This is a genomic window from Candidatus Pelagibacter sp. PS_17, assembly GCF_059417945.1.
In genome coordinates this window covers 236,590-251,381 of record NZ_CM182073.1, presented here as the reverse complement: position 1 = coordinate 251,381, position 14,792 = coordinate 236,590, and the positions used below count along the sequence as shown (strand labels likewise).

14 protein-coding genes are annotated in these 14,792 nt (G+C 30.9%); 4 read left to right on the top strand and 10 right to left on the bottom strand.

The window, feature by feature from the left end; translation table 11 throughout:
• Window position 1: 1 nt before the first annotated feature.
• The gene (locus AC5SML_RS01350; protein WP_271626813.1) at window positions 2-493 is read left to right on the top strand and encodes a tetratricopeptide repeat protein; all 492 of its coding nucleotides are present in this window, start codon (window positions 2-4) and stop codon (window positions 491-493) included.
• 41 nt (window positions 494-534) lie between these two features.
• Window positions 535-1,149 (top strand): YjbE family putative metal transport protein, encoded by a 615-nt coding sequence (locus tag AC5SML_RS01345; RefSeq protein ID WP_006997251.1) that lies wholly within the window; start codon window positions 535-537, stop codon window positions 1,147-1,149.
• A 1-nt stretch (window position 1,150) separates the two neighbouring features.
• Here AC5SML_RS01345 and panB read toward each other — a convergent pair whose 3' ends face one another.
• The 9 genes from panB to AC5SML_RS01300 are packed head-to-tail and all read right to left on the bottom strand — an operon-like array spanning window position 1,151 to window position 8,458.
• A complete protein-coding gene (panB, locus tag AC5SML_RS01340) occupies window positions 1,151-1,924 on the bottom strand; it encodes a 3-methyl-2-oxobutanoate hydroxymethyltransferase (protein WP_020169176.1) in 774 nt (257 codons plus the stop codon).
• A gap of 3 nt (window positions 1,925-1,927) precedes the next feature.
• Complete coding sequence (locus tag AC5SML_RS01335; protein WP_011281839.1) at window positions 1,928-2,347, bottom strand: VOC family protein; 420 nt, start codon at window positions 2,345-2,347, stop codon at window positions 1,928-1,930.
• A 26-nt stretch (window positions 2,348-2,373) separates the two neighbouring features.
• Window positions 2,374-3,939, bottom strand: coding sequence for a glutamine-hydrolyzing GMP synthase (gene guaA / locus AC5SML_RS01330; protein ID WP_011281838.1), 1,566 nt, complete (start codon window positions 3,937-3,939; stop codon window positions 2,374-2,376).
• Window positions 3,929-4,366: a tetratricopeptide repeat protein gene (locus tag AC5SML_RS01325; protein ID WP_494617374.1), complete on the bottom strand. Its 438-nt coding sequence runs from the start codon at window positions 4,364-4,366 to the stop codon at window positions 3,929-3,931. The genes guaA and AC5SML_RS01325 overlap by 11 nt, the downstream gene beginning before the upstream one ends.
• Window positions 4,366-5,442 carry an IMP dehydrogenase gene (gene guaB, locus AC5SML_RS01320; RefSeq protein WP_011281837.1) on the bottom strand — a complete coding sequence of 359 codons (1,077 nt, stop codon included), beginning with the start codon at window positions 5,440-5,442 and terminating at the stop codon, window positions 4,366-4,368. Before guaB ends, AC5SML_RS01325 begins: the two co-directional genes overlap by 1 nt.
• 37 nt (window positions 5,443-5,479) lie before the next feature.
• Window positions 5,480-6,091: an RlmE family RNA methyltransferase gene (locus tag AC5SML_RS01315; protein WP_006997257.1), complete on the bottom strand. Its 612-nt coding sequence runs from the start codon at window positions 6,089-6,091 to the stop codon at window positions 5,480-5,482.
• On the bottom strand, window positions 6,092-7,003 hold the full coding sequence (locus AC5SML_RS01310) for a glycosyltransferase (RefSeq protein ID WP_006997258.1): 912 nt from the start codon (window positions 7,001-7,003) through the stop codon (window positions 6,092-6,094).
• Window positions 7,004-7,807 carry a CDP-diacylglycerol--serine O-phosphatidyltransferase gene (gene pssA, locus AC5SML_RS01305; protein ID WP_018413920.1) on the bottom strand — a complete coding sequence of 268 codons (804 nt, stop codon included), beginning with the start codon at window positions 7,805-7,807 and terminating at the stop codon, window positions 7,004-7,006.
• Between the two features lie 3 nt (window positions 7,808-7,810).
• Entirely contained in the window at window positions 7,811-8,458 is a 648-nt protein-coding gene (locus AC5SML_RS01300; protein ID WP_271479831.1) for a phosphatidylserine decarboxylase, read from the bottom strand.
• Between the two features lie 77 nt (window positions 8,459-8,535).
• Here AC5SML_RS01300 and AC5SML_RS01295 point away from each other — a divergent pair, with 77 nt between their 5' ends.
• Entirely contained in the window at window positions 8,536-9,750 is a 1,215-nt protein-coding gene (locus AC5SML_RS01295; protein ID WP_006997261.1) for an NADP-dependent isocitrate dehydrogenase, read from the top strand.
• Here AC5SML_RS01295 and alaS read toward each other — a convergent pair.
• Entirely contained in the window at window positions 9,743-12,412 is a 2,670-nt protein-coding gene (gene alaS, locus AC5SML_RS01290; protein WP_494617372.1) for an alanine--tRNA ligase, read from the bottom strand. The two genes, AC5SML_RS01295 and alaS, sit on opposite strands and share 8 nt — an antisense overlap.
• 273 nt (window positions 12,413-12,685) lie before the next feature.
• Between alaS and AC5SML_RS01285 the strand changes: the two genes are divergently transcribed.
• Window positions 12,686-14,782, top strand: a complete 2,097-nt coding sequence (locus AC5SML_RS01285; protein WP_494617371.1) for a tetratricopeptide repeat protein — start codon at window positions 12,686-12,688, stop codon at window positions 14,780-14,782.
• The last annotated feature ends 10 nt before the right edge of the window (window positions 14,783-14,792 follow it).

Sequence of the window (14,792 nt, the reverse complement as noted above, 5' to 3'; positions counted from 1 at the left end):
TATGAAAAAACTTATTTATACTTTACTAATAATTATAGCACTCACTAATAATTTATTTGCAGCAGGAAGTAGCAGTGATAGCGATTCTACTCCTAAAGCTTCAGACTACACAAAAGCAAAAAATTTAATTAACTCAGCTAAGAAATATGAAAAAAAAGGAAAAATTGACAAAGCACAAGAAAGATATGCTAAAGCACAAAAGCTTCTTTTAAAATCCAATGATGAAAAACCACTGCAGGCAGATACTTTAAATTATTTAGGTTTTACTACTAGAAAACTTGGAGATTTTGAAGGAGGTGAAAAATTTTACTTACAAGGCCTAGAAATTGAACCTAATCATAATGGAATAAATGAATACCTTGGTGAGCTTTATGTGGTTACAAACCGAATAGATATGGCTAAAGAAAGGTTAGAAGTTTTAAAAACTTGTAATTGTGAAGAATATGAGGAGCTAAAAGAAATTATCGACGGTTCAAAGAAGTCTAAATATTAAAACATTGAATTAAAATAATTATTTAATATTATAAAAAAATCTTGATCGAAGAATTCATAATTTTAACCCAAATCATCTTTATTGATATCATCTTAGCTGCTGATAATGCTATTATTATTGGATTAATTGCTGCTAACTTTGTACCAAAAAATAGAAAGCAAATAATTCTCTGGGGTGTAGCTGGAGCTTTAGTTTTTAAAATTATTTTTGCTCTTTTTGCTACTTACTTATTTGAATTTTATTATATTAAAATTTTAGGTGGACTACTTCTAATTTGGATTGTTAATGATTTAAGGAAAGATTTAGTTGAAATGAAAAATAAGATTAAATCACCAGTAAAAAAATCAACAGAACCTTCATTTGTAAAAAGTATTTATAAAGTTTTATTTGCAGATATTACAATAAGTTTTGATAACGTTATCGGGGTAGTTGGTGCTGCAAAAGGTCATTTTGGCTTCATGATATTTGGCCTTGTTTTATCTGTAGTATTAACTGGAGCATTAGCTACTTATTTAGCTAATTATATTCAAAAAAACTTATGGATAGCCTATGTAGGGTTAGGTTTTATTTTAATTGTAGCTCTTCAATTAATAATTGGTGGTTTAAATGATTATGGCGTCTTATCAATTAACGAAACATTCAAACAATATTTTTAATTTAGTATGAATGTTTTTTAGTAGGAAACTTACTTCTTATTACATCTTTCTTAAACTTTAGTGCAGCATCATTTATTTGTTTTTCAATATTTGAATACCTTTTCACAAATCTAGCTTTAATTTTATTCAGACCTATCAAGTCGTCAGTAACTAAAACTTGACCATCACAATGTACTGATGCCCCAATTCCAATTGTAGGAACTTTAACAGTTTTAGTAATTTCTTTTGCTAATGAGCTTTCAACACACTCTAAAACTATTGAAAATACACCAGCATCTTCTAAAAGTTTAGAATCTCTTAAAATAATTTTTCTTTCTGTTATTTCTTTTCCTTTAAATTTAAAATTTGTTGCAGATTGTGGCAGAACACCAAGATGTCCCATCACAGGAATTTTATTCTTAATTAAAGTTTTAATTATTTGAATTACTTTTTTACCCCCCTCAAGCTTGATTGCATCACACTTCGTTTTAGAGATTATTTTTTTTGCATTACTTAAGGCTTCTTTTGAGTTACGGTAAGTGTTATGAGGCATGTCTACTACCATTAAACTTTTTTTAACACCCATTCTTACACTTTTAGAATGTTCAATCATCATATCCAGTGTCACTTTTTTTGTAGAAGAAAAGCTATAAAGAACAGAGCCAAGGGAGTCGCCTACCAATACAAGGTCACAGTGTCTATCTATTATTGATGCTATATTTTTAGAGTAAGCAGTAAGACTTATAATTTTAGTTTTATTTTTTTTTTTAATAAAGTTTAAGATTTTTTTATTCATTTTTTACCAAACACCTTCATTTTTCATTGAGGCCCAAGGTTCTTTAATTTCTAAATTACCCTCTTGTAAGATTTCTATAGAAATATTGTCTGGAGATCTGACAAATGCCATATGACCATCTCTAGGTGGTCTATTAATTGTATATCCCATATCTTGAAGTCTCTCACAAGTTTGATAAATATTTTCAACACGGTATGCTAAGTGACCAAAATTACGAGATCCATCACCTAACTCATCACCATCCCAATTGTAGGTTAGCTCTAGTTCGGCTTTTTCATCGCCAGGTGCTGCTAGAAAAATTAAGGTAAATCTACCTTGCTCATTTTCCATTCTTCTAGTTTCAATTAAACCTAATCCCTTACAGTAGAAATCTAATGATTTTTCCACGTCTGAGATTCTGATCATGGTGTGTAAATATTTCATAATATTATGTACTCTATAGTAAAGTATTACTCTAATTCAATGGTACTAGGTGGTTTTGAAGTAACATCATAAACAACTCTGTTTATACCTCTAATATTATTAATAATTTGATTAGAGATTGATTGCATAAAACCTTTAGGAAAATCAAAAAAATCAGCAGTCATTCCATCTTCAGAGGTAATTGCTCTTAACAAACAAATATGTTCGTAAGTTCGATTATCACCCATAACACCCACAGTTTTTACTGGTAGGAGTGCAGCATATGCTTGCCAAATTTTATCATATAACCCATGCTCTCTTAAAGCTTTTATAAAATAGAAATCAGCCTCTTTTAAAATTTTAATTTTTTCATTGGTTATAATACCGGGCATTCTAATAGCTAGACCAGGACCGGGAAATGGATGTCTAGAGATTATGTCATTAGATAAATTAAGTTCTAATCCTAATTTTCTAACTTCATCTTTAAATAAAAATTTAAGAGGTTCTACTAATTTTAATTTCATTCTTTTAGGAAGGCCCCCTACATTATGATGTGATTTTATTTTTGAAGTTTGACTACCAGTCACAGATTTACTTTCAATTAAGTCTGGATAAAGAGTGCCCTGAGCAAGAAATTTAACATTCTTAATTCTATTAGCATATCTTTCAAATATTTTAATAAATAGATTACCAATGATTTTTCGTTTTTTTTCAGGATCAGATACATTTGTTAATTTTCTAATAAATTCTTTTTCTGCATTAACATAAATCAAATTAATTTTTAATTTTTTCTTAAAAGTATTAACTACTTGTATTTCTTCATTTTTTCTTAAAAGGCCATTATTAACAAAAATACAAGTTAAATTTTTTCCAATTGCTTTGCTTAATAATTGTGCAACCACACTACTATCCACACCACCCGACAATCCACAAATTACTTTGTTGTCACCTACTTGGTCTTTAATTTCATTAATTAATTTTAATTTTTGATCTTTTGATGACCAGTTTTTTTTAATTTTACAAATAAGAAAAACAAAATTTCTTAATAAAATTTTACCTTTATTAGTGTGTGTTACTTCAGGGTGAAATTGTACACCATAAAAATTTTCTTTAATATTTTCAATAATTGTTAATTTAGAGTTTTTTGTAGAAGCTATAATTTTAAAATTTTTTGGCATCTTTGATACTTGATCAGCATGGCTCATCCAAACATCACTTCTATTATTTTTATTAAAAAAATTCTTAGTTAAAGTACTATTGGATACTTTGTTTATAGTGGCTAAACCAAATTCTCTATGTTTTGATTTTTTAACTTTGCCACCTAATAGTTTTGACAATATCTGATGTCCAAAACATATACCCAGGATTGGAATTCCAAGTTTTAATATCTTCTTATCAAATTTAAATTTATCATTTTCATAAACATTAAGAGGTCCACCAGACAGTATTATTCCAGCAATATTATCTTTTGTAATTTGAGCTATTTTTATTTTTTTATGACTTACAATTTCTGAAAAAACCCCTAATTCCCTTACTCTTCTTGCAATTAATTGTGTAAATTGAGAACCAAAATCGATTATTAAGATTTTACTTAAATTATTACTAAGACTCATTTTTAGGTTCCAAATTCTTTAAGGATTCTAAAATAGAATTTTTCTTATCACACAATTTATTGCAAATTTTTGAAAAATTATCTGCTAGTTCTTTTACTTTGGAATAATTAGATCTTTTTAACTCTATTTCCATAAGCATGTAGTTTGCTTCTTCATTTTTTGGATCAAGTAATAACACTGTATCTATATTTTTTTGTTCTTCTCTTTTGTTCTCTTCAAAATTATAAATTTTTGCTAAATACAAATATGAATCTTTGTCCTTAGGGTTAAAAACAATACTTCTTTGAAATAAAAATTTAGATTCTTCATATTTTTGTTCATCGTATTTATTTTTTCCTTCTTCAAAAAAGTTATTTTCTGCAAAAGAAGAGCTTCCAAAATTTAAAATTAAAAACAGGACAATTATTAATTTATTTATTGTTTTCATTAATACTTACTCTCATTTTTAACTTGATCAACGTTATGAACCATACTTTCATAAAAACCCGCCTTAGTTATTTTTACAAAATTTGGTTTATTTTTAAGGTTTGGTACTTTTTTTGCACCTAGATATCCCATAGATGATTTTAATCCTCCAATTAATTTATAAATAATACTTTTAACATCACCTTTATATTTCACAAAACCTTCTACTCCTTCTGGAACATATTTAGATATATCTTTTTGTTTGGTTTGAAAATATCTATCAGCTGATCCTTTATTCATCGCACCAACTGATCCCATTCCTCTAAAACTTTTAAATAACTTACCATTTTTTTTAATTAGTTTTCCAGGTGTTTCTAAGCTTCCTGCAAACAAAGATCCAATCATTATAGCATCGGCACCTGCTGACAATGCTTTAGCTAAATCACCTGAATATTTAATTCCACCATCTGAAATTATTTTTACTTTATTGTTTTTAACACCTTTTTTAACTGCAAGGATCGCACTTAATTGTGGTACACCAATGCCTGCGACTAGCCTAGTTGTACAAATTGATCCTGGCCCTATTCCAACTTTAATAATATCTACTCCTAATTTTATTAAAAATTTTGCTGCTTCAGCTGTTGCAATATTTCCAGCACATAGAGTTGTTTTGTTTGTTTTTAATTTTTTTATAGCTTTAATAATTTCAGCTACTTTTTTGCTATGTCCATGAGCTGTATCCACAACAATTAAATCAACTTTTTCTTTTAAAATTGCTTTTGCTCTTTTAAGTTCTAAAGGACCAGCTCCAACTGCCGCACCAACTAATAAGTTTAATTTTTTAACTTTTTTAATTTCTTCAACTTGTTTTTTAATATCCAAATTTCTATGAATTACACCAATGCCTCCTGCTTTAGCTATTGCTATAGCCATTTTACTCTCAGTAACTGTATCCATTGCAGAGGATAATAAAGGTATTTTTAATGTTAAATTAGATGATAATTTAGTGCTGGTATCAACTTCAGAAGGTAAAACTTCTGAGTATTTTGGTGCCATTGTAACATCGTCAAAAGTGAGAGCTTCTTTTATAGGATCCATAATCATTTATATATGATTCCCCTCAAAAAAAAAGTCCCTATCTTAAGATTTTACAAATAATAAAACTTTCCTTAGATTCTTTTCTGCTAGACTTGGGTTTAAACACCTTCACTTCTTTAAATAATTTTTTGCCCAAAGCAACAATTTCGTTAAATGATGAGCCTAGAAAAATCTTAGAGACAAATCGTCCTTCTTTAACCAACATTTCTTTGGAAAAATTCATAGCCTCCATTGCAAGTTCACCAGTATAAATTGCATCTATATCTTTTATACCCGTTGTATTTACAGCCATATCAGAGACAACAACATCCACTTTTGATTTGAATAAAGCTTTTATTTTTTCTTGAGATTCTAAATCAGTAAAATCACCTTTGATTTGGATTGTATTCTCAATTTCTTCCATACCTTTTAAGTCGATTGAAACCAACCTTCCACTTTTTACTGTTCTTGAAATATATTGAGACCAGCTACCAGGTGATGCCCCTAAATCGATTACAGATATTCCATTTTTAAATATCTTAAATTTTTCATCTATTTCTATTAATTTATATGCTGATCTGGCTCGATACCCGTCTACCTGAGATTGTCTAACATAAATATCTCTTTTTTGTTTATTAATCCAGTTTTTAGAAATTCTATTTTTTTTCAATTAATGACCAAACCTTAAGCTTTTTGATAAAATTTTACCCTCTAAAGTTTTTATATCTATCTTTACTTCTCTATGTAATCTCATGTCTTTATCTCCATCCCAAATCCCAGATGCAAGATGTATTATACCCAGTTTATGATTGGGCAAGTAAGGCTCCACAAAGCTTTTTTCTTTTTCATTAAATTTTGGTAAAAGATTACTAACTAACCAATTGCAATTATGAGGTAGGAACTCTGTTTCTAAATCGTCAATGTAAACTGACATGTTAATAGCCAATTGTTCTGAACCAAAAATATTTCCAGCTTTAAGTGTTTGTTCTAAATTTTTTTGCCAAGTCGTCCAGCCAACTGAATTTTTTTCTAAAGAAAAAACACCAATATTAATATGTGGGGCAAAAGCAAGCTTCCGCGCTTTATCTATTCCAATTTTTGACTTTATTGCATGTTTAAAATTTTGAGATTTAATTATTGCTAATTGTCCAAATATCCATTTAACTTTGGACATTATTTTATATCCTGGTGTAAAGGTTTGAGTAATTCCTAATTTTCCATCTTCACAGGCCTTAAAATAAAGCTCTATTGAATTCCAATCCCCTACCCAAGCGTCACAATCTATCCATAAGAATTTTTCATAACTAGGAAAATATTTTGGTAAGAAAGCTCTAGATACCTGACTCTTTAACCATTCTCTTCCTTTAACTTTAAATGCTGGAACATCAATATCCCATTCGGCTGATTTAATTTCGTCTACTTTTTTAGATAATATATCTCTTTGTTGCTCGGATAAACCTGCATCTAGAATGCAAATTGCTGTATCTTTGCTTTGTTCAAAACTTTTAATAGAATCGACCAATTCATTAAGTAATTCAAAGTAATTTGAGTCTGCCAGAGATACAATTACATTTTTTTTCATCTATAGAATGTCTTCAAGGTCTTCTTTAGTGTCACTTTCACCATTTAAAATTTTCTGTTTATAAATTTTTTGATAACTAAAGTAACCAATCGGTATTAAGCAAATATAGATTAATCCACAAATTACCAAAACTTTAAATGTGTATATTAACAAAAGTCCAAAAAATAAAACAACACCAAACAATGCAAAAATTGTCAAGTGACGAGGAATAGAAATTTTTTTAAATGCAAATGTAGGTACTTTACTGATCAATAAAAATGATATCAAAATAAACAGTATTGGTACTACTATATCGTAATTAATTTTGACTAAATTTATTTCGCTTAGACTTAATATTAAAGGCATCAATACCAAAATTCCACCTGCAGGTGACGGCACACCCTCAAAGTAATTATCTTTCCATGATGGCTCAGAGTTTGAACTTACATTAAATCTTGCAAGTCTAAGGGCAACACAAACTACAAAAATCATTGTGAGTAACCAGCCAAATTTACCTAAATTATTTAAAGACCAAAAATACATTATAAAAGCTGGAGCTACTCCAAAGCTAATTAAATCTGCTAATGAGTCTAATTCTTTTCCAACTAAAGAAGTTCCTTTTAACATCCTTGCAACTCTGCCATCTAATGCATCAAAAATTGCGGCAAAAATAATAGCTATAATAGATAATTCAAACTTTTCATCTAATGCAAATTTAATGGAACTTAATCCAATACACACATTTATTAATGTCAGTGCATTAGGCAAAAGCATTCTAGCTTTTTTATCTGATACTATTTTAAAATTATTTTTTGGTTGTTCCATAAGCTACTTTTTAGCTAATAGTGTTTCACCAGCAATTGTTTTTTGTCCAACTTTAACTAACGGTTCATAATTCTCAAAATAAACGTCCGCTCTACTTCCAAATCTAATCATACCAATTCTTTCACCTTGTTGTAATTGTTGATCCTTTGAAGATTCGCAAACAATTCTTCTGGCAATTAAACCGGCGATTTGAACAACTATTATTTCTTCGCCATGAGTATTTGTTATCTTGTAATAGTTTCTTTCATTGTCTTCACTTGCTTTATCAAGTGATGCATTTAAAAATTTTCCAGGCTTATAAAGTATTTCTGAAATTTTACCTTCACAAGGAGTTCGATTTACGTGACAATCAAATACGTTCATAAAGATACTAATCTTAGTAAATTTTCTATCTTCTAAACCTAATTCTTTTGGACCATCTACTTCATGGACCATCAAAACTTCACCGTCAGCAGGACTGGTTAGATAGTTTTCATCATTTATTGAAATTCGCTCTGGATCTCTAAAAAAATAATAAACCCATATCGATAATACTAGACCAATTAATCCTAGAAAAGTGCTCAGGACATATAAAAATATTGTTACAATGATAGCTATCGCTAAAAATTTGTAACCTTCAGAATGAATTTTTGGGAAAATTTTCTCTAACATAAGCTTCTATTTGATAATTTTTTATTAATATGTATATAAAGCACTAAATTACAATTACTAATATATATTATTCATTTATGGCTAAAATAAAGGTTAAAAATCCAGTTGTTGAACTAGACGGTGATGAGATGACTAGAGTCATTTGGGAATTCATCAAAAGTAAACTGATTTTGCCTTATTTAGATTTGGATATTAAATACTACGATCTTGGTATGAAAAGTCGTGACGATACCGATGATCAAATAACAATAGATTCTGCTAACGCAATTAAAGAACATAGTGTTGGTATAAAATGTGCAACAATTACTCCGGATGAAGCACGAGTTGAAGAGTTTAAATTAAAAAAAATGTGGAGATCTCCAAACGGAACGATACGAAATATTCTTGGAGGTACAGTTTTTAGAGAGCCTATAATTTGTAAAAATATTCCAAAACTTGTTCCAACTTGGACAGACCCCTTAATTATTGGAAGACATGCTTTTGGCGATCAATATAGAGCAACAGATTTTAAAGTACCCGGTAAAGGTAAAATGGAAATAAAATGGACCGCAGAAGATGGCAGTGATGAAATTAAATATGAGGTCTTTAACTTTCCTGGACCAGGAATTGCTTTATCGATGTACAATTTAGATAAATCTATAGAAGACTTTGCAAGATCTTGCTTTAACTATGGAATAATTAAAAAATGGCCCGTTTATCTTTCTACTAAAAATACTATTTTAAAAATTTATGATGGTAGGTTCAAAGATATCTTCCAAGATATTTTTGATAAAGAGTTTAAATCTGATTTTGATAAACTTAACATTACTTATGAGCATAGACTAATTGATGACATGGTTGCTTGTGCTATGAAATGGAGTGGTAAATATATTTGGGCTTGTAAGAATTATGATGGAGATGTTCAATCTGATACTGTGGCTCAAGGTTATGGATCATTAGGGCTAATGACAAGTGTTCTTCTTGCACCAGATGGAAAAACTATGGAAGCAGAAGCGGCTCACGGAACTGTAACTAGACACTACAGAATGCATCAAGAAGGTAAAGAGACTTCTACAAATCCAATTGCTTCAATTTTTGCTTGGACTAGAGGTTTGGCACATAGAGGAAAATTAGATGGTAATGAAGATTTGATTAAATTTTCAACTACATTAGAAAAAGTTTGTATTGATTGTGTTGAAAATGGATCAATGACAAAAGATTTGGCAATTTTAATTGGGCCCTCAAGTAATTATCTAACGACTAATCAATTTTTAGATGAATTAGATGGTCAGCTTAAGAAAAAGCTTAATTAATTAATTTTTTAATATTTTCGAAAGACTCTTCAATTTTATCTGGCAAAGTTCCACCAGCTTGTGCAAAGTCAGCTCTGCCACCACCGCCTTTACCCCCAATAACTTCTGAACCAGCTCTAACAATTTTAACAGCATCAAACTTTTCTTCTAATGTTTTGGTAACACCTACAGCTAAGCCAACTTTATTATCATTGATTGCATAAATTATAACTAACCCTTCACCAATTTCTTTTTTGCCTTCATCGATTAGCTTACGTAAATCCTTAAATGGTAAATCCATAATATTTTGAAATCTAACTTTAAATCCATTAATAGTTTGATCGTTGATTTTATTTTTATCTTTATCTTTTAATATTGAAATAACTGAAAGTTGATCAAATTGTTTATTAAGGTCTTTTATTAAAGTTACTTGATCCTTGTTTTGAAGATTAGGTTTTCCTCCTAATTTAATAATCTTTGTCTCTAATTCTTTTATAACTGCCTCATTTTTTTGATCCGACAAATTGGATTGGTTTTCTTTTTCTTTTAAAAAATCAGTTAACTGCACATCTCTTAATGCTTCAACTCTTCTTACGCCTGCAGCAATAGATGATTGGCTAATAATCTTAAATTTTCCAATATCAGCTGTGTTTACAACGTGAGTTCCTCCACATAATTCAGTTGAGAAAAATTTACCTTCTTCATCTCCCATAGACAAAACTCTAACTTCATCGCCATATTTTTCTCCAAATAAAGCTAAGGCACCATTTTCAACAGCTTCTTTAGGTGTCATTATTCTTGTTTTCACCTCTGACTTTTTTTCAATTATTGAGTTTACATAATGTTCAATTTTTCTAATCTCTTCGTCTGAAATAGGTTTCATATGACTAAAATCAAATCTTAATCGATCAGATTGAACTAAAGATCCTTTTTGGGTTACATGCTCACCCAAAACTCTTCTTAATGCTTCGTGCAACAAATGAGTGGCAGAATGGTAAGCTCTAATATTATTTCTTCTCTGTGTATCTATTTTTAATTCAACACTGTCTTTTAGTTTAACTGAACCTTTTTTAACTTTTCCGTAATGAGCAAATAAATCCCCTAATTTTTTTTGAACATCAGACACTTCAAATTCAAAAATCTCTTTAGAGATTATTCCAGTATCTGCAACTTGTCCTCCTGACTCTCCATAAAATGGTGTTTGATTTGTTATTATAATGCCTTCATCGTTTTCTTGTAGATCTTGAACCTCTTTATTATTTTTAAGAATTAAAGTGACTACACCTTCTGCTTTATCTGTAGAATATCCTAAAAAATCAGTTGCCCCTAAACGATCTTTTATATCAAACCAAATTTGATCTACCGAACTATCCCCTGATCCTTTCCAATTTTTTTTTGCTAATTTTTTACTTTCTTTCATTAATAAATCAAACTTCTCCCCATCGACAGTCATTGATTTATTTTTCAAAATATCTTCTGTTAAATCTAATGGAAAACCAAATGTATCATAAAGCTTAAATGCCACTTCACCAGGCAATATCTTTTCTACTTTCTCTAGCTCTTCATTTAATATTTTTATTCCTCTATCTAATAAAACCAAAAACTTTTCTTCTTCTGTTTTTAATGTTTCTTTTATTAAAGATTGTGCTCTTTCAAGCTCTGGATAATTGTTAGACATTTCTTCTAGAAGCGTTTTAAAAATATTATAGAAAACTGGTTTTTTAGAACCTAGTAAATGTGAGTGTCTCATTCCACGTCTCATAATTCTTCTAAGCACATATCCTCTGCCTTCATTAGAAGGTAAAACTCCTTCTGCTAATAAAAATGAACTTGCTCGTAAATGATCTGCTATTACTCTAAAGCTTGATTGATTGTCATCAGTTACTTTAACGTTTAATGTGTCAGATGCTGATAGTATTAGTTTTTTAAAATGATCTGTTTCGTAGTTATCGTGTGTTCCTTGTAATAGTGCCGCTATTCTCTCAAGACCCATACCCGTATCCACAGATGGTTTTGGTAAATTTATTCTCTTATCTTTTGAAATTTGCTCATATTGCATGAATACTAAATTCCATATTTCTATAAACCTATTACCATCTTCGTTTTTAGTGCCAGGTAAACCACCCTCTAGATGATCACCGTGATCATAAAATATTTCAGAACATGGTCCACAAGGCCCTGTATCACCCATTGACCAAAAGTTATCTGACGTTGCTATCTTGATTATTCTATCATCGCTAAAACCAGCTATTTTCTTCCAAAAATTAAATGCTTCTTCATCGTCATGATAAACTGTTACATAGAGGCGATTTTTATCAATTCCGAACTCTTTAGTTATTAAATTCCATGCGTAACTAATGGCCTCTTCTTTAAAATAATCTCCAAATGAAAAATTTCCAAGCATTTCAAAAAATGTATGGTGTCTTGGTGTATAGCCTACATTTTCAAGATCGTTATGCTTACCGCCTGCCCTTACACATTTTTGCGAAGTTGTTGCTCTTACATAGTCTCTTTTTTCTAATCCAGTGAATACATTTTTAAATTGTACCATTCCTGAATTTGCAAACATTAATGTTGGATCATTATTTGGAACTAAATTACTAGACTCAACTATCTTGTGATCATTCTTTTCAAAATAATCTAAAAAAGTTGTTCTAATTTGATTTAGTGTTTTGTCAGCCATATATTTAAAATACAGCTTTTTTATTTGTTGTCTAGATAAGTGTAGGGAAAAAAGGTGCTTAAATTAGGGGTGTGAGGTTCACACTACCTTACACTAGCTAACACTAGCTCACACTAGTTATGCGAATGATTTAAAATTTATAAAAAATTAATCACATAAAGATTAACTAAAATATCTCTTAAACTAACTAACAAACTAGCAACAAAAGAGATAAATCAAATAGCTAATTCCATCACCTAGACACCTGATTTGAGGTTTGATAAAGTCCTGTTCATGAAAAAAATCGATGTTAATTTTAAAAAACCATCCCAACAACAATTAAATAGTCTCTTAGAATTATATCAAACTGGACGATATGTTGATGCTGAGAAATTATCAGTATCCATCACTGAAGAGTTTCCCAAACACCCATTTGCCTGGAAAGTGCTTGCCGTTGTATTAAAACAAAATAAGAGGTTAAATGAATCGTTAGTTGCTAGTCAAAAATCTGTACAACTAAATCCACAGGATGCCGAAGCCCACAGTAACTTGGGTGTCACGCTCAAAGAACTAGGAAGATTGAACGAAGCTCAAGCAAGCTATAAACAAGCGATAACATTAAAACCTGACTTAGCAGTAGCCCACAACAACTTGGGTAACATACTCCAAGAACTTGGTAGATTAAATGAGGCTGAAGCAAGCTATAAACAAGCGATAACATTAAAACCTGATTATGCCGAGGCCCACAGTAACTTGGGTCTCACGCTCAAAGAACAGGGCAGATTAAAAGAAGCATGCTCTGCTTATATTAAAGCAATAAATTTAAATCCAGATTTCACTGGTGCCTATCAAAATCTTGGTATGGCTATCAAAAATGTAAAGTTCAATTCATCGAACGTTAAGCTCTACCCACTTTTAATCCGACTGTTAAGTGCTGGGAATTTTGAGCGCCCTAATGATTTGGCTCCCAGTATTTTAAGTCTCTTAAAACATGATCCTCTGATCAAGAATTTACTGCTTGACGAAAATTTTGCTACGAGCCTCAAAGAGGCAAATTCCATAATTGGCAGTCTAGATAAGCTTAAGCTTCTTCATCATCTGATGCGTGTATGTCCACTTCCTGATCTTCAGTTTGAAAGATTCTTTGTGACTGTGCGAAGTTTACTTCTTACAAATCTGGATAATATCGAGGCATCTCCTGAACTCATCTATTTTTTATCTACGCTTTCTCTTCACTGTTTTACTAATGAATATATCTACTTTGAAAAAGATGAAGAGACTGAATTGGTTGAGAACTTAGAAACTGAGATTATGCAAACCATTTCGAAATCAGAGCAACCAGAAGCCATAAAAATATTGTGCCTCGCCTCCTATCGCCCGTTACATCAATACAATTGGAGCAAAAAGCTAGAAGCGCTCGATAATTTGGAGGAGGTAAAGTTACGATTGATTGAAGAGCCTTATACTGAGAGAGCAATAATGGCAGAAATTCCTATGTTGGGCAAAATATCAGACGATGTCTCTAGCAAAGTAAAAGCGCAGTATGAAGAAAACCCCTACCCAAGATGGGTTAAAATACAAATACCCACAAAAGCGAAATCAATCTCTGAGATTTGTGCTGATGTAAATCTTCATCTCCATTCCGAAAGTATTAAAAACGTAATTGCTCCGGCTATACTTATTGCTGGTTGTGGTACGGGGAAACATTCGATAGGAACTGCCTCTGGCTTTTCTGACTGCCAGGTCACCGCAGTGGATTTAAGTCTTGCCAGTCTCGCTTACGCTAAGAGGAAGACAGCTGAGCTTGGAATTACTAACTTGGAATATTTGCAAGCAGATATCTTAAAACTAGATCAACTGGAGCAAGAATTTGACATCATTGAAAGTGTAGGTGTTCTTCATCATATGAATGAGCCCATGACTGGGTGGAGAGTTCTAACGGATCTCCTGAAGCCCAGTGGCTTGATGAGAATAGGTTTGTATAGTGAGTTGGCTCGACACAATATTGTAAAGGTTCGAAAAGAAATCACATTACAGAAAGTGGGTACATCTGAATCTGAAATCAGAGAATTCAGACATTCACTAACAGAATCGAATGACGAGAATCATCAGCAATTAACTAATTGGAATGATTTTTTTAGTCTCAGTATGTTGAGAGACTTAATTTTTCACGTGCAAGAGCATCGTTTTACCCTCCCACAGATTAAAAAATGTCTCGACGAGTTGGGGCTAAAGTTCTGCGGATTTGAAAATAAAGATGCTATTTCAAGTTTTAGAGAGCTCCATGGGCAAGAAGCGAATATCTATGATTTAGCACTGTGGCATCAGTACGAGAAAAACAACCCTCGAGCTTTCGCTGCGATGTACCAATTTTGGTGTCAAAAACTATAAGTATAATCAT

Excerpts from the sequence above, each read along its gene's own strand:
- AC5SML_RS01285 (WP_494617371.1), top strand. The coding sequence starts at position 12,686 with ATGAAAAAAATCGATGTTAATTTTAAAAAACCATCCCAACAACAATTA.
- guaB (WP_011281837.1), bottom strand. The coding sequence starts at position 5,442 with ATGGATCCTATAAAAGAAGCTCTCACTTTTGACGATGTTACAATGGCA.
- panB (WP_020169176.1), bottom strand. The coding sequence starts at position 1,924 with ATGAATAAAAAAATCTTAAACTTTATTAAAAAAAAAAATAAAACTAAA.
- alaS (WP_494617372.1), bottom strand. The coding sequence starts at position 12,412 with ATGGCTGACAAAACACTAAATCAAATTAGAACAACTTTTTTAGATTAT.
- AC5SML_RS01300 (WP_271479831.1), bottom strand. The coding sequence starts at position 8,458 with ATGTTAGAGAAAATTTTCCCAAAAATTCATTCTGAAGGTTACAAATTT.
- AC5SML_RS01310 (WP_006997258.1), bottom strand. The coding sequence starts at position 7,003 with ATGAAAAAAAATGTAATTGTATCTCTGGCAGACTCAAATTACTTTGAA.
- guaA (WP_011281838.1), bottom strand. The coding sequence starts at position 3,939 with ATGAGTCTTAGTAATAATTTAAGTAAAATCTTAATAATCGATTTTGGT.
- pssA (WP_018413920.1), bottom strand. The coding sequence starts at position 7,807 with ATGGAACAACCAAAAAATAATTTTAAAATAGTATCAGATAAAAAAGCT.
- AC5SML_RS01350 (WP_271626813.1), top strand. The coding sequence starts at position 2 with ATGAAAAAACTTATTTATACTTTACTAATAATTATAGCACTCACTAAT.
- AC5SML_RS01295 (WP_006997261.1), top strand. The coding sequence starts at position 8,536 with ATGGCTAAAATAAAGGTTAAAAATCCAGTTGTTGAACTAGACGGTGAT.
- AC5SML_RS01325 (WP_494617374.1), bottom strand. The coding sequence starts at position 4,366 with ATGAAAACAATAAATAAATTAATAATTGTCCTGTTTTTAATTTTAAAT.
- AC5SML_RS01335 (WP_011281839.1), bottom strand. The coding sequence starts at position 2,347 with ATGAAATATTTACACACCATGATCAGAATCTCAGACGTGGAAAAATCA.